Raw genomic sequence first — 23,628 nt, forward strand, 5'->3', positions numbered from 1 at the left:
ATTCATTAACAATTTTTATTAACTAAGTTATGATTTCGTGTTATTTTTAATACAATTTTAAAATATTGAACTATTATTTTAAAGATATTCCTTATTTTATGGAAATTTTGCTTGTTAACTGCCAATTTCAATATTTTTCAAGTCAGCAGGTAGTAGAAAATTTACATGTATGTATAAGAGTAATTTAGATAGGTAAAATACCTTAATAGAATTTTTTGTCGAGTATTTTTTACAATATTTTACATGGTAAAAAATCTGTAAAAAATCGTAAAAAAACATCGACAAAATATGATTCCTCTTTTGATTCTCTCTCTGTTGAGAAAATGCTTAAGTCCAAAATAAATAGGACAAATCATAATTAGATTGACATAATTTTCAATAAATCAGGTAAAAGAATAAAGAAAAAAAAACGCTTAACATAAAAATTCCAACTTCACATCATCTAAAAAAATATTCAGCAAAAAGGACATTAAATGTAAACTTCATATTATTAGGAAAACTCAGCCATTATTATATCAATTTGTGTTTTTCCTTCTAGTAAAGCTATGTTTTGGGTTGATTTCTGCAAATCTTTAGGCAGAAATTTGATCAATTTTTGTTGGATTTGATGTTGTGTCAAAGATTTAAGTTGATTTAATTCAGTTGTTAGTAACTCCACTTGATGGGCAATAATATTAATCGGAATGTGATTTCGTAAGCAAAATGAAATAAACGCTTGTATCATGGGTTGCTTATCTAAAGTACTTGCATTAGCTGCGATGAAAGTAGCAGTCATGGTTGATCACTTTTGTCTAAGTTGGATCCCATTTGTAGGAGAAGGGGTCATTGATTTTTTGGAATGTTTTGAAAAAAAAAAAAAATGGAAAAATGGTTGAAGTAGAATTTTTAAAGTGCATAACCGCAATGACCGCAGTAGCTTCCCTGGGGCATAACCGGTGATCCACACATAGGGCAAAATTTTTTGAGATCGTCGTCGAAGTTTTGTTCTTCTCTTGCTTGCATAGGAGTCATTGTGGGTGCAAAGTTTTGCTGGGTTGGGTGTTGGTTAATTCGAGGTGATTCAAGGGGTTTGGATACCACATGAATGGTGACTGGCGCTGAAGCATCCATTGATTTCTGGGTAACTTTTTCTCCTCTTTCCATATTTGAAGGTTGCTGTAAAGAATTATTTATTGTTATTTTCGGTTTTCGACTGAGCAAATGTCCAATTATAGCAATGAAAGGAGAAAAAAGACATACCATTGACCAGAAAAAGGGATTCATGTTCCGTCGATAACTATCCCGGATAATCCACATGATAACAAACATGTCTATTAACAAGGTCCATAAAATTATCGAAGGGTTGACTAAGATATCGGTGTGTTGCAAATATGGGTGCATAGTGTGGGTGATCTCTTTTTGTATGGGTACCTAAATACCACTGAAGTGGAGGTTTATCATGTATTGACTCAGTGAATCAGCTCAGATAATCGCAGTGGATTATTCAGGTCTATATAATCAGAGCTAAAATTGGTATATAAGTGGTTCTGAACCAATGGTGCCTAAAAGGAACTAAAATAAAAAAAGGGGAAATCGTTAGTAAAAGATTAGGATTGTGTAGTGACGTTCTCCTCAGTGATCGGAGCAATAATTTTTGCTTTCCCCTTCTTTGAGATGATTTTCGCTGTAATATTCCAAAGAATCCAAAAAAAAATGAATCCTCCTAACCCTCCTAATAAAATGTAAATAAAATTAAAGTAATAATCAGCCATACTTCCCGAAAAAAAAGCCACAGTACCGATCGCTACTGATATGAATAAGAACAATGATAGTATTTTTGCTGTATAAAAGCTACCCAGGAGGAATTTTGAAATTTCTTGGTTACAGGCTTCGCATAAGTCTCCCTTCTTACATTTTTTGCAGATTCTTTTTTCACAGCACAGACATTTCCTAGGTCCAGCCGTGGGAAGTATCCCTAAACCTTTCAAAAACATGAAAAAAGCGGGTCCTGGAATAAAAGATCCATTGGGTGTTGATCTCCCTGTATGTTGTTTGTAAGTGGCCAATTTACCGCAAGTGCATCTATAGCTATATATTGAGTTGTCCATCATTTATCCTTTCTTTTAGTATTGCTGATAAGAATCTTTCTATACAAAGAAAAAATCCTCACCATATAAATTGATCTTAGATGCTTGTTTAAAATTAGCACCAACTGATTCACACTTTGTTTCTCAACAGATTTATATAATTCATCTTCTTTTATACTTCCATTCGATATGAAAATGGATTTAAATTGAATCGAAAATTTGAAAAGTTGAACATTGAAGAATGCTTTCTCATACAAAATAAGCAGTGTAAGTACTACGTATGATACTTTAAATTCCATAAATCTGTTATTGTCTTCATCGAAGGTAGTTAACTATGCCAGATCTTCCCTTTGATTCTAAAATTGCTGTCGATTCCGTGACTGAATCCGATTCTAAGGATATCTTTATTCTCGAAAATTATGCCAAACGAACGGAAGTGACTCAAAGGGGAGGAGGGGGCATTGTTTCCGTGGTAATAATAGCGATCATGCTGTTGGCCTATTCATTTTTTGTGAATGAATTTCCAATCTTACGCACTATTTTAATTGTTTTTTTCTTGCTTCTTCTTGTTTACCTCATTATTGCCCGATTTACAAACATTATATCTGAGAGTATGCATTTTATTTTGAGTAAACAACTTTTTTCCCCCTTTCATTATATAATTTTGAAATACCGTTATCACGTTATTTCCCATAAAACTTTACGTCAAAAAACTTTTGCGCCATATAATGAGGTAAATCAGTCTTTCTTCATCCTCCTTTTGAAATATCTTGCGAATAATCCTTCTTATCTGCATCAATTGGGACCAAAAGTCCAGCAGTTAATAATTCGTTGTAAGGAAAAAAACTATGACTTAAGTGCCTTAAATGATGTTTTTGATTATTATACCTACACGACTGAGGAACTCCTTAACCAATATTTGAATCATCATCCAGTTTCAGCCAATCGTCGAGAACGCATCATTTATGAAGCGGATATGACCGATCGTCATTTGTTAGAGCGTGAATTACCCGTTAGTGATCCGTTACTCAAAGAAATTTATGATCATGATCACATTGGGCTCACAAACGGCTTTGGGATATTGAAATAACAAATTAAATCTTCGAGTTCAAGAACTTGAGAACAGCGGAAAAAAATTTTCAAAAAATATCTACTGTTCCCGTTTATTCTGAGTTAGTCAAAAAGATAGTGGAAAATTTTAAAAAACTTATTGATTAAGTAATAATAGGTTGGATGAGAAATTTTTCCCAAATATCATATAGAAACGGATTTATCTGATAATTCCCCTTCAGATTCTAAGGATGCTGCATTTATCGAAGACACAGAAAATAAAACCTCTCGGGGAAGTAGGTTTGGTTGTTTTGGATGGATTGTGGCCTGGTCCTTGGTTTTTATTTTAATCCCAGAAATTCCTTTGTTATTCTACGGTTCAATTGTGATTGTCGGGGGAAGCATTTTTTATTTGATATGCCGCCAAATGTATCGGCTTTACCGCAACACCCCCCAATTTATTTTGAAAAAACGGTTTTTTTCCCCCTTTCATTATTTCATTCTCGAAAAAAAATATCATATGTTTTCAAATCAAGTGGTCCGACAGAAAATGTTAGTCAAATATAATCAGGTTAATCAATCTTTTTTCAAACTTTTTATTGAGTATTTATCCCAACATCCCGAATTTTTGCAACAACTGGGTCCTACTGCTCAAAAATTGATTCTTCGATGGACAGAAGATCCTTTTGAGGTAAAGCATTTACTGGCGATCTATGATTATTATAATTTGCTAACGGATGAATTGATAAGTCGCTATCTTCAAGGAATACCTCTAAGTGCAGACCTTCGTGAACGCATTGTATTTGAAGCAGATATGACCGATCGACAGTACCTCGAACGAGAATTACCTTCCAAGGATCCATTGTTGCTTGAAATCCAAAAACACGATGAAATAGAAACACCAGAATTTTCGATATTGAGATAGAAATTCACAATTCACTACAATAAAAAAAGATTCTTTCTATGAAGATCATTGTTGTTATCCATTTTTTACTCAATACTTCTTCCAAAACGTACTGAGATTAGAATGCCACTTGAATATCTATCCCCAAACCTATAGTATACCATGAATAGAATTGTTGAATATAAATTATTTGTCCAAAAATATTTAAGAGTTCAAATTTAAGAATCATACGAGGGATGGAAGATAAACCAACCACCAAAAGAAATTATTAAGGAAAATGCTGAGAAAATGCTCTCTGAATCAAAAGATGAAATCACAATTGAAAATGAAAATGATCAAATTGTCTTTAAAAGAGATTATCGCATCTTAAAATTGATTTTTGGCTGGGTAGTATTCCTAATTATTGTAATTTATCTTATATTGCGAAATTTTCATATTGTTTTGCTAATTGTTTATGGATCTGGATCAATTATTCTGATTGCAGTGTATAAAAGGTTTCGTTCCATTCATGAAGATGCTTTCTTCATATTGAAAAAACGATTCTTTACCCCTTTTCATTATAGTATTTTGAAAAAGAAGTATCATGTATTCACTCATAAAACAGTTCAGCAAAAAGCTCTTGCTCGCTATAATCAATCAAATCAACCTTTTTTTACTGTTTTAATCGTATATTTGGCAAATCACGCCAAATATTTGCAACAACTGGGTCCAACTGCACAGCAATTGATTGCTAAATGCAAAAAGATCAAGTATAATATGCAAAATTTATCCTCGGTTTATGATTACTATCACTACAGGACGGATGAATTGATCAGTTTGTATATCCAGGGCGTCCCTCTTAGTGCAAATCTTCGGGAACGCATAGTATTTGAAGCGGATATGACCGATCGACACTACCTTGAACGCGAATTGACTTCCAAGGATCCTTTACTTATTGAAATCCAGAAACACGATAAAATAGAAACACCAGAGTTTTCGATTTTGAGGTAATAATGGTGATGATAAAATGACTCCATTTTGGTTAATCAAATTCTATTAATATGGCGGAAAACGTATTTTTCACCTTTTTTTTGCTAAATAGTAATATTTAGACTTCAAATCACTATCTAATTGCGTAAATCAAGCTAAAATTTTTATTTTTCGTGCTCCCCTCCGGGGAAATTTAGTTTAGCAAAACTAATCTGTGTTATCTATGTATTATTGCGATCATTATTAGATGGTAATGTCTTTCATATTCAGATCGTGATTGGAGAATAGTATGGACTTGGAATCATCTTCCGCGCAACATGCCGTTTACTTTGACCTCTCAGGAGATGAAATTTATATCAATTTTAAGGAACATTTGGATGAAAATCACGCCTTCAAACAGATGATTCAGGTTCAAACTCAACAAAATAACCGGATCAATATTGATCTCATGGACAATAACAATCAAATCCAACTAAACACCTGCAACCTGAAAAAAATACTCAAACACTTTTAAAATATCTTCCAAGTTATTGGAGTTATTTCATTGGCTTCTTAAATAGTAATATCTTACTAAATAGTAATATTTAGTTTTTATAGATAGTAATATTTTCAGAATAGTAATATTTATATATTTGAATAGTAATATTTTAATTTGTGGCAGAAGAAGATCCAATCATTTTACCAGACCTACCGCAAGAGAATAAAACTCGACATAGAGATCCCAAAGGGAATGAGTTACAAGTTTATGAATTTCTCCGTTCGATCGAAGGTCCAGCTTCCTTCCACGAGATTCAAACAGCATTATCTATGACTCCCGGGGCACTTCAAGCCACGATCAAACGGAGTTTGGATAGAAAAGCCGATTATCAGATTTTTGAATCATCCATGATCTCCCCCAAAACAAACCGAAAAATACGGATTTTTTCTTGGAATCCCGAGATTTTACCTGAACCTGAAGATGTTATTGATACGGGGATCTTTTCTGGAAAAATGATAGATACACCAGACAAAACCGCCAAGATATTACCTTTAAGGATGGAAAACCCAACCGTAGAGATCTTGAATAACTTAGTTGATCTTGTGCCCGATTATGCCAATATCGGGGAATTATTTTCCCTGGCCATTACACAATACTTGCGATCAATACCCAACGATCTTATCTTGCAAGCGTTAAATAAAGACCTACCGGAGGATCAAGAAAATGAGTAAAGATGATTTTAACATTAACATTGATTTTGATGCCCTGACTGCTCCTTCGAAACCCGCTAAAAAAACTAAACCTCGGAAAAAGCGCTCTTCGAACAAGGGAAAGAAACCCCCATCTCAATCCCGTCCGGTGGCAACCAAACCTCCGATTGATCCAAATATGACGGTTCAAATCAATTTGGATGGGGAAGCAATTCCTAAATCTCGTCCAAAACATCGAAAAGTGCGTTCGATTATCGATCCTGCCTATGTGAATGAAGTGAATTATAGTAGTAAACCAGGAAAAATTACGATTGAAATTTCGTATTCTCCAAAAGAAGGGCGTGATTACCGGCAAGGGGCGAACTATTCCAAATTTAGTAGTGAAGATGTGGCCATGGCACGACGCCTATTGGAACGTTTTGGTTGATCACTTAACATTTCATAACCTTTTTAATCAAATGACGATATATTCCATTTTTAAATCAAGTCAAATTTATTTTTTTCTTCTTATCCTTCATGATTTATAATAAAAATGAGTTTTGCAATTACTCATAGCATAATTTATGGCTTTAAATAATCTCATAGCAAAATAAATATGTGCTTTCCCAAAAAAAGATAGAAACTCGCATCAAACAAGTTGCAAATAGCTACCAGAAATTTTTATTCCAAACAGAATCTCCGAAATTGCTAAGGAGTTGTCAGTTTGTTTACCATCTTATTAGAAATATTGCTCTGTTTCGAGCCAAAATAATTCGAAATATTGATATTCTGATTGAAAATGTTGAAGATTCTAATGATAAATATTTTTTAATCGTATTTCGGGATTTGATTTTATTTTATCGTCCTCGTATACTATTTGTTTTTCAGCGGAAAGTGAAAGAGAAAATTAAATTTCCAGACGGAACCAAAAAATCTCTTGGAGAAACGGAGTCGATTCTTTTATATTCGTCTAAAGAGAAGAATTCCCAAGTCTTGGATGGCTATATTAAGATCAAAACACACCATGCTTTTGATAATCTATCCATTGTTAATAGAATGCATCAATACGCAAAACGAGCGGGATGTTCTTCTTATATGGAGTTGTTCCTAAAAAATTCCGATTTGAATCCAATCAAATTAAAAAATGCGTGTGAAGTAATAATAGAGCAAACCATGGAGACTTATCGGGTTCTTTTATCAAAATTACTCCAATTTTTCTACCGCAAAACTATCGATGAAGCCAATTTGACAGATATTTGGAATATATTTGCTGAACAGTTCAAAATTTCAGATAATTTCGAGTTCAAATCTGTTGAAAAATTGCTTTTTGAATTACCCATGGTCAAGTTCCTTTGTCCTAATCCAAAAATATCTTTTCAAGTAGATTACAATCATAAAAATTGTTTAACTGGAATCGTTAACGATAGGCATCAATTAAAAATTAAAATACAAATGACTAAATCTAAGGAATCTGCGAGTTTAAATGGAATTTTTCATGAATATGGTCATGCAATTCATTTATTGAATGTAAATGGTGAAAATGATCCTCTTTTTCCACTTATAGCGGATTCAACGATTACAGAAACGATTGCTTTTTTATTTGAATCCCTTGTCTTGGAAGAAAAAATCAACTCAAAAATACCAATGAAAGAAGAAAATCGAAAGGAAATCCTTAAATTTTTTTTGTTATTTCGCTGGCTTTATCGATTAAGAAAATCCGCTCTTCATTACATTACTAGATACGAAATTTTATCACATCCTGAAAATTTAAACTTCAATTCCTTGAAACAAATTCAAGTTAACGTAAAATCACTTTATAAGCAGTTTTTTTTGATAGATCATCCTTGCTATGATTTCTTAGATAATATTAATGAGAATTTCTTTTTAGATGCTAATTATTTGAGGGCTCATATCATGTGTTTTAAAATCCGCTCTTCTCTTGTAAATAATTTCGGGGATGATTGGTGGGAAAAAGAAGAAACGGGTAAGTTTTTACAAGAAAAGTGGTTTCAATATGGATTTAGTCTCCCAATGATCGATTTAATTCCCAATCTAAGCAGGGATATCTATTCTCCTTCTAAGATAATTACTGCATTCCAATCTGATTTTATTTGTTAAACCCAAATTTCCAAAAAATAATCGTGGTTTTTAAATCCTCGTCATATCCAATATTACTGTTTGATCAGTTTGGAGGTGCAAAAAACAATGTATGGTCCATGGGGTAAACCAATTCCACCACGATATTAACTTTAGCACTTATAATGCTTCTTTTTTTTTCTTAAAATTTTAATTGATTCTATTCTTCTTCTTGGAATTATTAATGTGAGAAGCTATTCAGACAGCAAATCATGGTAAATATTTATTAAAACGTAATCAAATATTTGTATAACAAGAAAAGGAAAATACAGATGCTCCCCATTCACGAAAAATTAACATGCCTCCTCTCAAATTTTTTTCAAGTCTCCAAACAAGCCTTAATTGCGGCGTATATTTTTGATCGGGATGGATTGCTGATTGCTAATCAAAGTCGGTTTGAACGGAATTCGCGAGAAGATTCGGAAATCTATGGGGCGATTGCCAGTGTCGTAGATCCAACTTTAAAACGAATCACCGCGGAATATCCGGGATCTTTTGGGACCGGAGGTTTTGAAACCGAGGATCACCACTTGATATTTACAGAAGCAGGACCAAAAGCAATTCTCCTATGCGTCTATGAATATCGGGTTATTATCAATTATGAAATGCCCTATGTATTCTTGATTGCGGAGAAAATCGCAAAAATTCTTGAAGATCCAAAGGAAGATGTCGCACTCTCCGTGCCTAATCTCCATGTTGGAGAAAGCTTACCTCAGATAACACTTCCTCAATTAAACACACCCAATAAAGGTGGCGCTGCAGCTTTTGCAGATGAACAAAAACTCGTTTTCAAGTTGTGTGTTTTAGGAGATCCCGCTGTTGGAAAAACAAGTCTAATTCATCAATTCGTCACGAAGCGCTTTGAAACAGATTACAAACCTACATTAGGGATTTCCATTACTAATCGTCGTTATAATTTGCAAGGTTTTGAGAATAAAGTTTTAGATTTTATGATATGGGATTTAGCAGGACAGAAATTTTTCCAACGGGTGCGGCAATATTATTATACAGGAGCCAATGCGGCGTTTATTATGTACGATATCTCTAGGCGCGAATCTTTTGAAGGGCGCATTAAATATTGGTATGATGATATCCGGAGAGCGATTCCCGATATTCCCATTGTTATCGTTGGCAATAAGCGAGATCTACTTGAGAAACGACAGGTAAAAGAAGAGGAAGGAGTAAATTTGGCAAAAGAATTGAAATGTTCCTTCTTGGAAACCTCCGCAAAAAGTGGAGAAAATGTGAAGGATGCGTTTTCCTTGATGGGTATTGGGCTTTTTTTTAATTTTCGCTCCATGGAAACATGAGACTCCTAAATCTTCATTGGATTTTTTAATCTGAGACAATTAAAAGGTTTTTTCTAAGAACTTTATTTCTTTTCCTTTAAAAATTCCTATTTTTTCGATGAATTGGTTTTATAACGCAAGTGGTTATTCCCAAAATCACTTTTGCATTGAATGAAGGAAAAAAAAATTTAAAAACTGAGTATCATTTTGGTAAATAATTTCATTGTTCCCAAAAAAAATGAAAATACGTGAACTTAATTATGAAGTTGATAAAACAAATAATCCTTCTTTATTTCATTGTTCTCATTAATTCGAATGTAATTTATAATGATTTTTTGACCAATGATTCTGAACATATTCAGATTTTAAAAAATAATCCATTAATTCCTGGTTCTGCTCTCAATCAAACAATTCAAAACGATTTTTTCCGTTTTTATTCAGAAGAAGTTGAAGACAACTTTACCATTGATGTCAGATATCCAGAAAAATATAAACAAGAATTAAATCAATCATATCCCGTAATATATCTCTTGGATGCGAATTTTTTTATAAATATCACTCGTTTTTTTAATGAAGAAGAAGGTTTCGGATCGGTTGTATCTCGGTTGACCAATTCTGGGCTGATTCCTGAAGTGATCTTGGTCGGAATCGGATATCCAAAAGTGAATTATCGAGAGCGAGATTTTTTGTATCCTGCTTTTGGTTGGGAGGAAAATTCGGGTGGTGGAATCAGATTTTCGAAATTTCTTGAAAATGAATTAATCCCGTATATAGATTCAAATTATCGAACAAACAATAGTTTTGGAAGAACTCTGTATGGCCACTCATATGGGGGCTATTATTCTCTGTTTTCTCTTTTAAATTTTAATCATTGGGGTTCCGCAATTTTTACAAACTATATCGCTGCTAGTCCAGCAGGATATTGGGCACATCATTATCTACTCGATTTAGAAGAAGAACATCAGAGTCAGTTTTATGGGGGTTTACCATTGAAACTTTACATGACCGTGGGGTCTAAAGAAAATAAACTTTCGTTTGATGGATATAATCCTATTCGAGAACGTTTTTTAAATCGATCCTATAGTGGTTTTCAATTCACAACTGCAATCATTCCCGATGCAGTTCATATGGCTACTGCACTTCCAAGTTTTGAAGAAGGATTAAAATGGATTTTTAGTACTCCTATTCCTGGGAAGGAAGGTTCCCAAGGTTTTCGAAGGATCGTGGTGGGTACCTCCATTGGAATAGGTCTTGCTATAATCGTTGGCATTTCCTTGGCTGTCTATATTTTAAAACAAAAACAAAAACAATAAATGATGCTATTTTAATTTGAACTGCGAAGTATTTTGTATTTTTTCTTTCTTCTATTTCTATTCCAATCTTTGATTTGCTGTGAAATTAAAAAAGATTTTGGATATTTGAATTCTTCTTGCAATATTACTATATAACCTTTTCAATAAAATAAGCTTACTAGCACTTATAAGAATTAAAGAACAAGTGACTTTAGTTAATCAGAAGAGAATTATTATGGATTATCGAGAGAAGCGAATCTATTTTGTGATGTCACCCCATATAAATTATTATCACTCCTTTCGTGGTGATTCCATTGGAACCGATGGTTTCGGATTGGATATCCAAATAATGGAAAATCTTGTCAAAATGGTCGAAGGTTGTGAAAATCAAGGATTGTGTCATGGAAAAATTCCTATTTCTTGGGATTATAGCGATTTGTTTTGGACAATTCAATTGCAAAAGAAATTTCAACCCGAAGTTTTAGATCAAGTAATTCGGCGGTGTAAAGATGGAAAGGATGAGGTGATTTTGGGAACTTGGGGAAATAGTATTCTTCCCGGGCTGGACACTGAAGAATTAATTCAACAATCAAAATGGCTTCATAACAATCAAATGGGGATTGGGCTTGATCAACTTTTCCAAGGTCGTGTTGCTCCCTATATTCGAACCCAAGAAACTATGTTTACTCAAGGAATGATTGAAGTTCTATATCAACTGGGTGTGAAGGGGATTCTCAATTACTATACTGTGATTCCCTTTGATACTGCACGCCCCTTTCTTAATCCTCCTTTAGACTGGAATCAGCGGTATAATCCACTCCATTTTCATTCCAATGTGTCGGATGCGCAGATGCTCATGATTCCAATGTATGGGTTTGGGGAGACTATGGATCATCTCTCGGTTGGCAAATGGCTAAAAAAAATTCGTAAGCACCAAAAATCGGGAGAAATACCCGGGCATGCCCTTGTGGTTCTCAACCATGATATGGATTCTTACACATGGAATGGAACTCACTTACCGAAAATTTTGCAGTGGATGCCCAATATTGGCGGCATTTCTGAAATAATTCAAGCCGTTGATAAATTATCTTATGTTCAGTTTACCACTTTATTAGACATTATCCCCCAATTAACACCTCAAGGCAATGTCACGCTCCATCAAGATGTGGCCGACGGGTGTTTTAACGGCTATTATAACTGGGCTCAAAAATTTGATAACACGCGATATTGGACTATCGGTCAACAAGCGCGTTGGTTCAAATCCGCGACGGATACCTTGATTGCGGATAAAATTTGTCCCTCGACTCCCAAAACACATTCCTTAATCCGATCTGAAGATGATAGGGAAGATAGTTATATCAAAAACAAAATTTTATTTGCTTCTACCACCAATTTTGGGATGTCAATGCCTTTTAATCATCCCCATCGCCAAAAAACGGCACTTAAATATGGAATAAATGCTTTTAAAGCTGCAGAATTGGCGTTTATGAATGTTTTTCAATCCTTATTTCACACTACGGATGGAATCCCTCTGAAAGAAGATCATCTTTTGATTTTGCCCATCACCCATCGTGGTGCGAGTCGTGAAGAACAAAAAATCTTTCCTCCGAAACTTCTCATTGATTCTTCTTTTTCTCCCGAAATCAACTCATTTTTCGACCCCTTTATCGAGGATCCACTCAAAAATCTCTGGATTGAGAAATCGGAAGAAGAAACACATGTTCAATTTGTCCTCTCTACTCAACAATTAACACAGGAAGGGTTTTTCTTTGGAAACCAGCAACAATTTTCCACTTTAGTAGAATTAAAAGAATCTGACTCAGAACTTCATGCGGAATCTTTGAAATTACAAAATGAATTTTTTAAACTGCAATTTGATCCATTAGGAAAAATTTCTTCTTTTTCATTTCAAGGGCAAGAATTTGCGGCTCCGCGTTTCCTCGATTCTTCTCTCTCCTTTGGAAAGAAAAATGCGGTGAAATCTTTTACCTCACAGCGAGACCAAATTTTAGTCTTGGAAGATGGTTCCAATGGATTTTGTGCTTCAGTTCAAATCACCTCCGAATTTCCTGTTGAGAAAAACAAGGTGGTTATTACCGAAAAAAATGTAACCGTATATCATGGTTTACCTCAATTATTTGTCTCTGTGAGCATGAAAATTCCTGAAATCAATGGTAGTGCTAACAGTGATAGTAATGTTTACAGTGTAAAAGTTCCCTATGACGATCGGTGGCAAGAGATAATTCCTTGTGAGATTCGTCCGGGTTTTCTGGGACAGGAGAACTATTTGCGCATTTGGAAACATAATTTTTTGGGTAGAACAACGAGTTTTGATCTCGATCTGCAAGAAGTAGATTCTATAAATGGTGATGTGGATTGTTTTGTCGGAAATATCTCCGATGGGTGGATGGCTGTATCTAATCGAAAACAAGGGTTATTGGTTGGGTTCAATTCCCTAAAAGCGGCAAATTTTGCATTTTCACCCATTAAATGGAAGAAAAATGGGTTTGGGGATCTCCCCCACGCGGGACAACAGATCCGAATTAATCCCTTCGGGACATATTTTGGAAAAATGTTGCATCATTGGGGAACTGGAACTGGTCATGCCCAAAAAATCATTCCCAGTTATTCTAGTACCTTTAAATCAACTGCGCCTACTTTTTCTGGAAAAAATATCCGTTTCGATTTGGTTATCAATCCGTATTTTGGAGATAAACCACAAAAAGTTATTCAAGCTATGGCAAATCATTATTCACTTCCACCCTTGATTGTGGCTTGGAATGGGACAACTCAAAAAATCTCCCATAATTTTGGCCAAATTCAAGCATATGTAAAAAACATAATCAAAGAATATGATATTACGTCTTTATTGGAGATGTCGTATCTGGAATGGGTGGAAAAGATCAATGAAAATCATATTCCAGAAAATAAACGCCGAGACGATCTCAATCTAAGTGTAAAACATCTGATAACACTATTTATTGATGGAATTCGGAGTAAATTTTAATCTTTTTTTGCTAAACTGTTACAAGTGAGAATGATATGAAAGATTCAATGAAAGCTTTAATATTTCCCAAACCTTGGGAGGTAAAATGCATCGATGTAGATATTCCAAAACCAAAAACTCATGAAGTTTTAACCGAAATGAGATCTGTAGGGATCTGTGGGAGTGATGTTGGAATTTTTGAAGGAAATCACTGGATTGTGGCCCATGGCCCAGGAGGACATGGCCATGAAACGGGTGCAATAGTCAGGGAAGTAGGTTCTGAAGTATCTGGAATACATGTGGGTGATCATGTGGCCCGGATGGGGGCGGGTTATGCGGAGTATTCAACTCATGTAAATGTAATTGGTCATGGGAAGGATGAACTTTCCGGAGCCTTACCCATCGTTCGAAATGATCTTTCCATGGATGAAATTTCTTTTGCTGATGCGGTGGGGTGTGCCATCAATTGTTTTGAACGGGCTGAATTTGATAAGATCAATGACGATAACAAAAAAGCGATCGTTTTTGGGTTAGGTCCCATTGGACTTATTTTGACCAAAATTTTATTAAACCATGGCATTGAAGTCGCTGTTTCTGAACCTTTCGCCCATAAACGCCAGATTGCTCAAGAATGGGGTGCAAAAACCTTTGATCCGCATGCATATTCACGTCCCCATCATGGAAATTATCATGTTATGGATGCTATTAAGGAAGAATTTGGGGAAGCTCATGGGGTATTTGAAATGGTGGGCAAAAAAGAAACATTATTGGATGCTATTAATCTGGTTTATTCCGGATTTCGGGTTATGGTCTTCGGAGCGCAAAAATTAATGCAAATTCCCTATGTGGATTGTCGCAAAAAAGGGGTAGAACTCGTATACCCAGAAGCCATGGTTAATTCTAAAGCGAATAAAGATTATTGGGGTGAGGCCTTGGATTTAATTGCCTCTCACACCCTTGATTTGGATAAATTAATTACCAAACGCATTTCTCTGGAAGACGCCATCGAGGCTTTCCAATTTTACGATCGCCAGAAATGGATCAAAATTATTGTGGAACCTTTCAGGAATTAAGTTTTGCTTTGGTTTTTTTTTGTTCTTCATTGTAAACTTTCTTATCAAGTTCATGCGGAGTAATTATGAACTATCTATCACCATGATCCAAAATTAATTTCCAAATGGTTGACCAAATTGGAAATCGGGGATCAAGATTTAGATTGGTAAGTCTGTGGGGGCAAATTTATAAATATTATAGAGTTATATTTCATAAATCCTATTTACTAAATATCGATATGAAAATCGTAGAGATTGAAAATGTAAAATTAGTCGAATCTGAAATAGATTTTATAAAAATTATGAATATCAAGTTATCTAATACTATTGAAAGAAGTTTGAAACTGAAAGATGAAGAAGTTAGTTATGGTGAAGTGGAAGATTTTCACATCAAATCTCTATTTCTCTATGGGGATTTTGAAGCTATTCATGAAAGTATTCAGAGTTTAGAGTTTTTAAAAAAACTAATTGTTAAAAAACACAATAATCAATCAAGAGGAATCTCAAAAATAATTTTACCCAATTCAATTGGAAACCTCTCACATTTAGAAATTCTTGTTCTCTCTGAATATATAGAATTATTTTTGCCTGAAACTTTTAAAAATTTAAAAAATTTGAAAGAAATCACCTTAGCTACAGTAAATTTGCAAAATACAGATATGCTTAATAATATTAATTCTCCGAAGTTGGAATATTTCAATTTAGTTTCAGAAAATCTAACTTCAATTGAAAAACAATTTTTTAATCAAAATATTTATTTGAAAACTCTTTACTTAGAGTGTATTTCTATTGAAAATCTTTCAGAAGCCTTAGGTGATCTAAAAGAATTAGAATCTTTGACCATAAAAAAGGGAATATTCTTGAGAAATATCCCTGATGGCTTGTGTGAATTAAATAAACTTGTAAACTTAAAAATTGAGCAAACAGGATTGATAAAAATCCCAGAAAATATAGGTTTATTACATAATTTAAAAAAATTAAGTATAAGTTGGAACAGATTAAAAGCACTCCCACCAAGCATTTGTAAACTTTTTAATTTAGTTGAGCTTAAAGTAGATCATAATAACATAACTAAGTTGCCTGATGAAATTGGGGCGATTTCTTGTTTGGAAGAATTATTCCTTAATAATAACAAATTGCAGGAAATTCCGTCATCATTTGGAAATTTGCGAAAATTGAAAATAGTTGATTTTTCAAATAATGAACTTAACAATTTTCCTGAAATAAAATGCAATTTTCAATTTACTACAAAAATCAATTTATATAGAAATAAACTTACGAAGCTTCATCCTAGCATTGGAAAAATGGTTGGATTACAGGAACTCAATTTAAACAGTAATTTTATCCAATATTTACCTGATTCTATTGGAGATTTCCTGAAATTGGAGAAGTTTACTATCAATACTAATAAATTAAGTCAATTGCCTGATTCTATGAAGAAACTTAAAAATATGATGATTTTTGAAATTTCTTCTAATAAACTTCAAGAAATACCCGATATTTTCGGACTATGGACAAAATTGAAAAATCTTGATTTAAGCAGAAATCAGATTTCCTCATTACCTGCGTCAATTTCAAAATTAGAAAAACTACAAGAATTTTTTGTAGGATTCAACAAAATTGAGAATTTTCCATATGAGATAGAAAATCTACTAAGGATTGAAACGTTGGATTTAAGTAATAATCAAATAGCTAATCTTTCAAAAAAAGTCAAAATTCCTAAATCCCTCACGTTTCTAAATATGTCAAAAAATCCTAAGGTTTTCAAGATGGATGATTTTATTACAAAAGATAAATTGGAAACATTATTCTAACTAAAAATTCATAATTTCTAAATGTAATCTGAATTATGAATTAATTTCAATTTCCCATCGTAGAAGATTTTTGATTCTGACCAACCAGAGAGTCTCACTGCAAAAAATGACATGATCCTACAATATTTTATAAAAATGATTATATTTTTGGTTATGTCCAAATAAGTTTGGTCTAACCGTTTAAAAATGAAAGAAAGTCAGCCTAAAAATTTGTTCTGTATTATAGGGATTCAAATAATGTTGTGTGAGAAAAATAAAAAAAAAGATTAAACACGGGTATCGACTTTAATTCCGCATTTTTCACAGAAACAATTTCCATTGTTATGAATGGCTTCTTCCATGGCACTCGAAAATTCCTTTCCACATTCAGAACAATATCGGTGGGCTACTGGGGCAGAAACGGGAGCTTGATTTAGTGGTATTAATGGTCGTTGAGAGTAGTCCCGGATGGGTTTTGCCACTAATTTTAATATTGCATAAGGGATCAAGAGAGATAATACAACGGAATAATAACTGATATAGATTGACAATTTAACTGCATAATAGGTTAAATATAATGCTCCTTTCACGACCCAATATGTCAATGTTAAAGCTAAGACAGTGATGGCTACGGCTAAGGCAAAAAAGATGATTTGATCCCGAAGGGACATGGCGGCAAATTGAGCATGAGATAGTTGGCTCCAATTAATATAAGATTCTACGGACATTTTTTGTGGTCTCCAATTAAGGTTATCTAATTATATTATGGAAGGAGTGATACCTAAACCCTTCAGAGGCCGAAATTTATCATGGGGGCCATTTATTGTCAAATTTTCTTCCCAAAAAAGGTATTTTACTCTTTTGAAAGTTTTCTTTGGGAATTGTAATAAATTTGTAGAATAACAGATATATTTCATGTGTTATCATTTTAAGTCTGTTTTATGCACTTTTTCGAGGTTAAATTTAGTTATTCATAAAAAAACATACCAAAAAATTCTAAGAATGATAACGCTTATAAACTCACATTTATACTATTGAAATACTTATCTACCTAAAAAACTGAGAAAAAATGAAGTATTCACAATTTTATAAACATCTATTTGGAAATACTCTCTTATGGGTATTTAGTTTAGCTGGCTTTGTCCTGTTTAGCTATATTTTTCGCTTAGAAATGGATTATTTCCAAGCAGAGGGACATAACGGATTTATTATCTTTTTTCCATTAACTGCCTTCAGTGTCTATTATTTATATATGGTAAACACATTTACGCATAATATCAAAAATAGTCTATTAATCCCTACTGAGAGTAACATTCCTCATCAAATCTTGAAATTTGGTCTTATCTGGATCGATTTATACCTCTATCTCTTATTACAAATTGATCCTATGGATAATGATTTAGTCTGGTACTTTTTGGGCTTGAATATGCTTTTCCTCTTTGTATATTTTCTTTCGATTAAAAAAACTCGAAGACCCGATCTTGATCAATATTATTTGATCCATCAAAAATCTGATCCCTATTTATCCCTGTTAATTATGGGAGGCTATATTCTATTTAATTTGATATCTTTGTGGTATAACTTCACTAAAATTGTTTTAGTCACAATTTTCGCCTTCTTTATTGCGGCTAGAATAGTCCATTTCTTCGCTATCCAAGAACAAAAACAAAAAATTCTAATGGTTATCGGAATTGTAATTTTAACAAATATGATCTTTTGGTTATCTGCAAGCATTACCGTAATAGCTATGCTTATGGTAGACTATTTATCCCTTCCCTATTTATTCCAATATATTCCCACTGTTTTCTTTGGTGTTCATCTTTTGATTTTGTCGAATCTGAAAATTTATAATATGTGTCAACATTTAATAAGGATATCTCCAGAGGCAGAAATCGTGGATGATTCTGGGGAAATTCATCCAAAACAAACGACATCTCACATAGTTACTGAACAATTGGTGCAATATAGCGCACAAATTGATTTTTCATGTCCTCAGTGTAGGTCTCCAATAAGTAAATCCATTATTCAACACTTGAAAGTAAACAATAAATTATTTTGTCCTCATTGTGGATCAAAAATAACTCAAAAGGATTTTTCGAGCAGATCTCCAGATGAAATCTATTTAGAACATCAAAAACTTCTATCATCCCTGACGAATCCATCAGACCAGAATTCTCGGCTAAAAACTCAATTCAATTAAATAGGTGATTAAAATCGGAAAATCTAGCGAAGAAAAAATAGGATTTGCTCGCAAACTCTTAAAGATGGGCGTTTCCTATCGTGATATCCAAGCGAATTTAAAAATTAAATTCGGTTCTGGAATGTCTAATACTACTCTGCAAAACTTATTACCTGAGGTACAAAATGAAATGCAACGGGATGATCGAATTCAGCAGTTGGAGACAGAATTAAATCTGTATAAGCAAATGTATTTTGAATTACTCGAAACTATAAAAAAAAAAATGCAACTCACGTAAGAAATTACAACGAAAAATTGTGTGTATAAAAAACTTTTTTCAATAAAACTTCTGATATTTTTTACCTTTTATGTATTTAGGGTTATTACCTCTAATTTTAGCCCATTTCACCATAAAAATTTCAACAATTACTTCATTTGATAGTAATTTTTGATATTTCATGTTTATCTTTAATAAAAAAAAATTTATAATTGTTGAAGTTCGGTTCGAACAAAATCAAGAATTTTGTCACCATAAGATGCAATAAATTTGATCGAACCCGCTTGTTCGTGTCCTCCACCATCAACATTAGCGTGAGGAAGTGCTTTATGCATATTTTCTAATAAGGTTGGTACTGGCAGAACTGGCTGGGATGCACGAATAATGATTCCATCACCAAAATATCCAATCGTGAAAACCGGTTTTGATTCATTTTGTAATACGATATAATCATGAGCCATTCCCAAGACTTTTCCAGAAGTGGGATATTTTCCACGTTGGGTAAATTTTTCCAAATCAATTATCGTAAAACATATTCCATTTATATCCTCACTTTGGATGTGAGGCTTCAGACTATCTAATTTTTCCGCGAAAAGTCTTTCAACTTCCGTGCCGATGGTGTTCAAAATTTCTGAATCCGTGAATATTTTGGTATACACCCCATCTCCAGATTCAAACTTGAAGTGGAAGGCTAAATAATCTAATACATAAGCCATTCTAAATAATTCTTCTCTTGATTTCTGAGAATTTTCAATTAATAAATCTACTTCGGGAATATCACAACGATCCCCAAGTCCAGCTACAGCAGGATAGATGGGTTGTTCATATTCTTCATCAATGAACCGAGCGAGTTCATAACAAAGCATTCCTCCACAGGTCTGGCTATCATATCCAAATAGATAAGGATTCAAATGAAAATCTACTAAATCGCACACAGAACTCTTTCCCTTTTGGATTGAACCAGGATTATGATGATCAACTATGATGCATTCATACTTGAAACTTTTCAGCACTTGCAAGGCAAATACGTTCTCTGGGGTAGATCCCGTATCTAATAATAAAAGAAGGGGTGATTTATCCCCGAATTGTTGGGTGTACCGGGAAAATTTGCTAATATCTCGAAAAAGATCAATTTGATCAAAGAAGGGGGTAATATTTGGGCTCCGATACAGACGATTTTTAGAAGGAAGTTCTCTTCGTTCCATAACGTTAAGAATTGCTTGTTCTACGGCTAATCCTGCGCATATTCCATCGGCATCGTTATGGTGGCGTATTACAATGGGTTGATCATCAATAATCGCATGACGAATCCGTTGGGCTATCTGTAAGAAAACCGGTTTCATCGCTTCATAACGGTCTGATTCAATGCTAAATGTCTCTCGGAGAGGTTCTGATTGACTATTAATAAGTGCATCGAAGTCCATAGTGGCGCGATTTAGTCCATCCAATTCAATTTCCAACTTATTTTTATGAATTCCTACTTTTCCTCGTATTTCATATACTTCATCAACTTGGATATCTTCTTCTTTTAATGTTTCATTTTGAGGGGAAGAGGAAGATTGGGTTTTTTTTTTTCGGTTATCCTTAATTTGAATATTCCCAAAATCATAAGTGGTTGGTCCTGAAGTGTGGTTATTTTTCTCAATAAACAAGCTATCATGCCCGATGGCATCGATAGTTCCCGATCCATCAAAAACCGATAAGATGAGGGGCCCAGGCTTGACTTTTCGGAGAATTTTCACGGTTCCTTTGTAATAATCTCCAACCTGTAGATCCCGAATGGTTTTTTTGATGCTTCGATTCTGAGAATTATCAGTGGATTTGAGAATTTTTTTAAAATTTGGTTGTTTTTGGTATTGCTTTGGCTTCATTTTTTTATTTCAAAATATTAAATTAATGCTAAATTATGAATCTAATCATTCCATTCTTTTAGGTATAGAAGAGAGCTCCGTTAAGAGAACGGATTGTATTATAGAAAAAGAAAAAAAAGGGTGTGTGTGATTAAATGAATGATTTTAAGGGTTTTAAGCGGATTGTTCAACTTCCTTCTTTGGGGGCATGAAAGGTTGGGTTCCGAACAATTTTTGCATAGTTTTATCTAAATCGCGGATTAATTTTTCAACTAATTCGATTACCATCATAACCATGTCCTTCGTGAAAGTAAAGGCCAATTGGATCATATTTGAAGCGAAGGTCAAGCACATTATGACTAAAAATACTGTGATTGCAATGATTGCGAGTTGGTAAAGTATATGCATTCCGGCGAAGTTTGCCCAAAAGGTTTGGGCCATTGATTCAAAGCTGTTATAACTCATTTTTTTTTTGACTCCAAAGAGTAGTGTTATAATAATATTATAACTTGAGTGATACCTAAACTCTTCAGAGGCCGAAATTTATCATGGAGGCCATTTATTATCAAAAACAAAACAGAAAAAAAAAACTATAGAGAAAGATGGATCTAAACCAGTTTATCATCGAAATATAACTTAAAATCACAAACTTCATCGCCCTTTAGTACAGATTTGACGATATCGCACTTAATAACCGGTTTTTGTAATATTTCTTCCCACAATTGAGCAGCCCATCCGGCAGCTCTATAGCAAAAAATGGGATCGATATCCGGAAGACTGGCCGCTTCAGAGACGAGTCGACAAAAGCAATAATGTTTCCGTTTTTCATCGTGATTGGTTGCTTTATCATACCCTTCCCGATCTCGTGCGACTTTACTGATATGAACATAATTCTCCTTGATTTCAGGTTCGATTATAAACTGAAGTTCGGTTTTAAGATGGTTGATTATATCCCGAACATCATGATTTTCGAGATATTTTTCCTTAAACTGGTTTATCTCCTCGATTGGGCGATCAAGGGCGATATGCGATAAAATTTGAAATTGTTCTTCTTTGGAACTTTCTTGCTTCAAGCGCTCGAGAGTTTTCTTAACCCACTGAATTCGGTCATTGATTTTGGTAAAGGGGGTGATTTTATCTCCATCTAAATAGATTTTTTCTTGCTTTTCGTGACCTAAGTATTTATTTAACGCCCGTTTATACAAGTAGTTCCACATGTGGATCGACCCTTGTACTTCAATTTTTACCGTCTTAGGATTATCAAAATCGTAGTCGTGAAAGATTTCCACAGTGGACATACCAGGGGAAATCCCATTTTTATACATAAGTCCGTAAACTTTTTGGTAGGCTTCTCCAATTTTATCCGGTTTGCCAGAATGAGTGTTAGAAAGGAATTCATTTCTCCCTAAAATTCTGGAAGAAATCCCCGCTTTCTCCACTTTTTCCGAAACGGGAAATCCAATTTCGGCATCAAAACCCTCCACAGGAGTATCATAGTGAAAGATAAGGGTTAATGGACCAACAATTCTTCCATGGCATTCTTCTTTTAGAATTTTCACCTGAGGCTCTAAATCCGCTCGTTTTTTTATCGGTTTTCGAATGCTTGCAAATAATGTTTCTTCCCGAATAACATGGGAGATATTATATGAATTTTCCATTTTTAATCACCTTCAAGATTGAACAAATACATTTTTTTATTTTTGGGCGATTGCACCTCAAATTGAGATAAACTGAGCTGGATCAATTGATAATTTGGATCTGTGGGAGATTTAAAATACCGATCAAAAAACCAAATCGCTGGAATTATCTTTTCCTTTAGATTTTGATCCTCGCAAATTGATGCAATCCCTTGTCCTCGTATGGATCCTGCGCTTTCTTTTTCATATATATCACATGACATTTCAATATTATGGTTGCTTATGATTTGAGCGAGCTTTGCTGTACCCGTGAAAGTAACCAACCAAAATTTGTGATCAAATTGAACCAAAGCCATGGTCCTAACTCTTGGTCGATTATCATCAATTGTTGCAATATTTACATATTGAATATCTTTTAGATAGGTATAAACTTCTTGTAATTCCATATTAATCTTCTCCTAAAGTATAGAAAATTATCTAATTCAAAATTCGAATTAAATATAATTAAAAAAGATTAGAGAATATTCTCATTTAAACGTTTTCATTGATTTCGAAATTTATTAAAAGTTTTTCTGAACTTCACGTTATTAAAAATATTTTTCCATTAGAAGGTCTTTGAAATAATCAAAAATAGAAAGATCCCCCACCCATGATCCAATAATTTGACCAAATTCAGTGTGAAACGTTTTTTGTATCTTTTGGAGCGTTTTCCGAACTGTTTTATCTCGGTTATTGATGTGAGTACGCCCCACAAGAATAAATTCATTGGATTTTTCCAATTTTGGCATAATCATGATTTTGGAATCATGCATTTTTATCGCATTTAGGGAGTGGTTTGCTGTGAATTCCATAGCTGTTATCATTCCAGAAAATAATGCGGGATCAACAGATTGCTTGTTAGGAAACGCGGGATTTTTTATATGGAGAAGCGGGGCTCCTGCATTACTGATTATCCAGATTTCCATTAGTTTTGAAGTCATC

General features: G+C 33.8%; 23 protein-coding genes. 14 read left to right on the plus strand and 9 right to left on the minus strand.

Annotated features, from left to right (window positions below; translation table 11 throughout):
* Nucleotides 1-490 precede the first annotated feature (490 nt).
* The 3 genes from NEF87_RS00160 to NEF87_RS00170 form a co-directional block, all read right to left on the minus strand.
* Nucleotides 491-775: a hypothetical protein gene (locus NEF87_RS00160; RefSeq protein ID WP_457918117.1), complete on the minus strand. Its 285-nt coding sequence runs from the start codon at nt 773-775 to the stop codon at nt 491-493.
* A gap of 110 nt (nt 776-885) precedes the next feature.
* Entirely contained in the window at nt 886-1,380 is a 495-nt protein-coding gene (locus NEF87_RS00165; RefSeq protein WP_457918118.1) for a hypothetical protein, read from the minus strand.
* Nucleotides 1,381-1,586: 206 nt separating this feature from the next.
* A complete protein-coding gene (locus NEF87_RS00170; RefSeq protein WP_457918119.1) occupies nt 1,587-2,090 on the minus strand; it encodes a hypothetical protein in 504 nt (167 codons plus the stop codon).
* 310 nt (nt 2,091-2,400) lie between these two features.
* On the opposite strand from NEF87_RS00170, the gene NEF87_RS00175 reads away from it, so the two are divergent.
* The 12 genes from NEF87_RS00175 to NEF87_RS00230 all read left to right on the plus strand — a co-directional run bounded on the left by NEF87_RS00175 (nt 2,401) and on the right by NEF87_RS00230 (nt 16,725).
* The gene (locus NEF87_RS00175; RefSeq protein ID WP_457918120.1) at nt 2,401-3,156 is read left to right on the plus strand and encodes a hypothetical protein; all 756 of its coding nucleotides are present in this window, start codon (nt 2,401-2,403) and stop codon (nt 3,154-3,156) included.
* Between the two features lie 480 nt (nt 3,157-3,636).
* Nucleotides 3,637-4,041 carry a hypothetical protein gene (locus tag NEF87_RS00180; protein ID WP_457918121.1) on the plus strand — a complete coding sequence of 135 codons (405 nt, stop codon included), beginning with the start codon at nt 3,637-3,639 and terminating at the stop codon, nt 4,039-4,041.
* A gap of 267 nt (nt 4,042-4,308) precedes the next feature.
* Complete coding sequence (locus NEF87_RS00185) at nt 4,309-5,010, plus strand: hypothetical protein (protein ID WP_457918122.1); 702 nt, start codon at nt 4,309-4,311, stop codon at nt 5,008-5,010.
* A gap of 268 nt (nt 5,011-5,278) precedes the next feature.
* The gene (locus tag NEF87_RS00190) at nt 5,279-5,503 is read left to right on the plus strand and encodes a hypothetical protein (protein WP_371804347.1); all 225 of its coding nucleotides are present in this window, start codon (nt 5,279-5,281) and stop codon (nt 5,501-5,503) included.
* Nucleotides 5,504-5,643: 140 nt separating this feature from the next.
* On the plus strand, nt 5,644-6,198 hold the full coding sequence (locus NEF87_RS00195) for a hypothetical protein (protein ID WP_457918123.1): 555 nt from the start codon (nt 5,644-5,646) through the stop codon (nt 6,196-6,198).
* A complete protein-coding gene (locus NEF87_RS00200; protein WP_457918124.1) occupies nt 6,191-6,604 on the plus strand; it encodes a hypothetical protein in 414 nt (137 codons plus the stop codon). Before NEF87_RS00195 ends, NEF87_RS00200 begins: the two co-directional genes overlap by 8 nt.
* A 170-nt stretch (nt 6,605-6,774) precedes the next feature.
* Nucleotides 6,775-8,274, plus strand: coding sequence for a hypothetical protein (locus NEF87_RS00205; RefSeq protein WP_457918125.1), 1,500 nt, complete (start codon nt 6,775-6,777; stop codon nt 8,272-8,274).
* A 290-nt stretch (nt 8,275-8,564) separates the two neighbouring features.
* A complete protein-coding gene (locus tag NEF87_RS00210; protein ID WP_457918126.1) occupies nt 8,565-9,602 on the plus strand; it encodes a GTP-binding protein in 1,038 nt (345 codons plus the stop codon).
* Nucleotides 9,603-9,841: 239 nt separating this feature from the next.
* Nucleotides 9,842-10,894, plus strand: coding sequence for an alpha/beta hydrolase (locus tag NEF87_RS00215; RefSeq protein WP_457918127.1), 1,053 nt, complete (start codon nt 9,842-9,844; stop codon nt 10,892-10,894).
* A gap of 214 nt (nt 10,895-11,108) precedes the next feature.
* Nucleotides 11,109-13,880: a hypothetical protein gene (locus NEF87_RS00220; RefSeq protein WP_457918128.1), complete on the plus strand. Its 2,772-nt coding sequence runs from the start codon at nt 11,109-11,111 to the stop codon at nt 13,878-13,880.
* Nucleotides 13,881-13,915: 35 nt separating this feature from the next.
* Complete coding sequence (locus tag NEF87_RS00225) at nt 13,916-14,932, plus strand: zinc-dependent alcohol dehydrogenase (protein ID WP_457918129.1); 1,017 nt, start codon at nt 13,916-13,918, stop codon at nt 14,930-14,932.
* 218 nt (nt 14,933-15,150) lie between these two features.
* Nucleotides 15,151-16,725, plus strand: coding sequence for a leucine-rich repeat domain-containing protein (locus tag NEF87_RS00230; protein WP_457918130.1), 1,575 nt, complete (start codon nt 15,151-15,153; stop codon nt 16,723-16,725).
* 266 nt (nt 16,726-16,991) lie between these two features.
* Here NEF87_RS00230 and NEF87_RS00235 read toward each other — a convergent pair whose 3' ends face one another.
* Nucleotides 16,992-17,432 (minus strand): hypothetical protein, encoded by a 441-nt coding sequence (locus tag NEF87_RS00235; protein ID WP_457918131.1) that lies wholly within the window; start codon nt 17,430-17,432, stop codon nt 16,992-16,994.
* A gap of 341 nt (nt 17,433-17,773) precedes the next feature.
* Between NEF87_RS00235 and NEF87_RS00240 the strand changes: the two genes are divergently transcribed.
* Both NEF87_RS00240 and NEF87_RS00245 read left to right on the plus strand, forming a co-directional pair.
* Nucleotides 17,774-18,904 carry a hypothetical protein gene (locus NEF87_RS00240; protein WP_457918132.1) on the plus strand — a complete coding sequence of 377 codons (1,131 nt, stop codon included), beginning with the start codon at nt 17,774-17,776 and terminating at the stop codon, nt 18,902-18,904.
* A gap of 4 nt (nt 18,905-18,908) precedes the next feature.
* On the plus strand, nt 18,909-19,181 hold the full coding sequence (locus NEF87_RS00245; RefSeq protein WP_457918133.1) for a hypothetical protein: 273 nt from the start codon (nt 18,909-18,911) through the stop codon (nt 19,179-19,181).
* Nucleotides 19,182-19,366: 185 nt separating this feature from the next.
* Here NEF87_RS00245 and NEF87_RS00250 read toward each other — a convergent pair whose 3' ends face one another.
* The 5 genes from NEF87_RS00250 to NEF87_RS00270 all read right to left on the minus strand — a co-directional run bounded on the left by NEF87_RS00250 (nt 19,367) and on the right by NEF87_RS00270 (nt 23,627).
* The gene (locus tag NEF87_RS00250) at nt 19,367-21,031 is read right to left on the minus strand and encodes a DHH family phosphoesterase (RefSeq protein ID WP_457918134.1); all 1,665 of its coding nucleotides are present in this window, start codon (nt 21,029-21,031) and stop codon (nt 19,367-19,369) included.
* A 153-nt stretch (nt 21,032-21,184) separates the two neighbouring features.
* Complete coding sequence (locus NEF87_RS00255) at nt 21,185-21,475, minus strand: hypothetical protein (RefSeq protein WP_371804357.1); 291 nt, start codon at nt 21,473-21,475, stop codon at nt 21,185-21,187.
* A 143-nt stretch (nt 21,476-21,618) separates the two neighbouring features.
* The gene (locus NEF87_RS00260; RefSeq protein WP_457918135.1) at nt 21,619-22,668 is read right to left on the minus strand and encodes a hypothetical protein; all 1,050 of its coding nucleotides are present in this window, start codon (nt 22,666-22,668) and stop codon (nt 21,619-21,621) included.
* A gap of 2 nt (nt 22,669-22,670) precedes the next feature.
* Nucleotides 22,671-23,093: a pyridoxamine 5'-phosphate oxidase family protein gene (locus tag NEF87_RS00265; RefSeq protein WP_457918136.1), complete on the minus strand. Its 423-nt coding sequence runs from the start codon at nt 23,091-23,093 to the stop codon at nt 22,671-22,673.
* Between the two features lie 141 nt (nt 23,094-23,234).
* Nucleotides 23,235-23,627: a hypothetical protein gene (locus NEF87_RS00270; RefSeq protein ID WP_371804360.1), complete on the minus strand. Its 393-nt coding sequence runs from the start codon at nt 23,625-23,627 to the stop codon at nt 23,235-23,237.
* Between the last annotated feature and the right edge of the window lies 1 nt (nt 23,628).

Source organism: Candidatus Lokiarchaeum ossiferum (assembly GCA_025839675.1).
Lineage (GTDB): Archaea > Asgardarchaeota > Lokiarchaeia > Sigyniarchaeales > Promethearchaeaceae > Lokiarchaeum > Lokiarchaeum ossiferum.

Excerpts from the sequence above, each read along its gene's own strand:
- NEF87_RS00180 (WP_457918121.1), top strand. The coding sequence starts at position 3,637 with ATGTTTTCAAATCAAGTGGTCCGACAGAAAATGTTAGTCAAATATAAT.
- NEF87_RS00175 (WP_457918120.1), top strand. The coding sequence starts at position 2,401 with ATGCCAGATCTTCCCTTTGATTCTAAAATTGCTGTCGATTCCGTGACT.
- NEF87_RS00265 (WP_457918136.1), bottom strand. The coding sequence starts at position 23,093 with ATGGAATTACAAGAAGTTTATACCTATCTAAAAGATATTCAATATGTA.
- NEF87_RS00225 (WP_457918129.1), top strand. The coding sequence starts at position 13,916 with ATGAAAGATTCAATGAAAGCTTTAATATTTCCCAAACCTTGGGAGGTA.
- NEF87_RS00255 (WP_371804357.1), bottom strand. The coding sequence starts at position 21,475 with ATGAGTTATAACAGCTTTGAATCAATGGCCCAAACCTTTTGGGCAAAC.
- NEF87_RS00165 (WP_457918118.1), bottom strand. The coding sequence starts at position 1,380 with ATGCACCCATATTTGCAACACACCGATATCTTAGTCAACCCTTCGATA.
- NEF87_RS00210 (WP_457918126.1), top strand. The coding sequence starts at position 8,565 with ATGCTCCCCATTCACGAAAAATTAACATGCCTCCTCTCAAATTTTTTT.
- NEF87_RS00170 (WP_457918119.1), bottom strand. The coding sequence starts at position 2,090 with ATGATGGACAACTCAATATATAGCTATAGATGCACTTGCGGTAAATTG.
- NEF87_RS00250 (WP_457918134.1), bottom strand. The coding sequence starts at position 21,031 with ATGAAGCCAAAGCAATACCAAAAACAACCAAATTTTAAAAAAATTCTC.
- NEF87_RS00230 (WP_457918130.1), top strand. The coding sequence starts at position 15,151 with ATGAAAATCGTAGAGATTGAAAATGTAAAATTAGTCGAATCTGAAATA.
- NEF87_RS00160 (WP_457918117.1), bottom strand. The coding sequence starts at position 775 with ATGACTGCTACTTTCATCGCAGCTAATGCAAGTACTTTAGATAAGCAA.
- NEF87_RS00235 (WP_457918131.1), bottom strand. The coding sequence starts at position 17,432 with ATGTCCGTAGAATCTTATATTAATTGGAGCCAACTATCTCATGCTCAA.
- NEF87_RS00270 (WP_371804360.1), bottom strand. The coding sequence starts at position 23,627 with ATGACTTCAAAACTAATGGAAATCTGGATAATCAGTAATGCAGGAGCC.
- NEF87_RS00190 (WP_371804347.1), top strand. The coding sequence starts at position 5,279 with ATGGACTTGGAATCATCTTCCGCGCAACATGCCGTTTACTTTGACCTC.
- NEF87_RS00200 (WP_457918124.1), top strand. The coding sequence starts at position 6,191 with ATGAGTAAAGATGATTTTAACATTAACATTGATTTTGATGCCCTGACT.
- NEF87_RS00185 (WP_457918122.1), top strand. The coding sequence starts at position 4,309 with ATGCTCTCTGAATCAAAAGATGAAATCACAATTGAAAATGAAAATGAT.
- NEF87_RS00215 (WP_457918127.1), top strand. The coding sequence starts at position 9,842 with ATGAAGTTGATAAAACAAATAATCCTTCTTTATTTCATTGTTCTCATT.
- NEF87_RS00220 (WP_457918128.1), top strand. The coding sequence starts at position 11,109 with ATGGATTATCGAGAGAAGCGAATCTATTTTGTGATGTCACCCCATATA.
- NEF87_RS00240 (WP_457918132.1), top strand. The coding sequence starts at position 17,774 with ATGAAGTATTCACAATTTTATAAACATCTATTTGGAAATACTCTCTTA.
- NEF87_RS00260 (WP_457918135.1), bottom strand. The coding sequence starts at position 22,668 with ATGGAAAATTCATATAATATCTCCCATGTTATTCGGGAAGAAACATTA.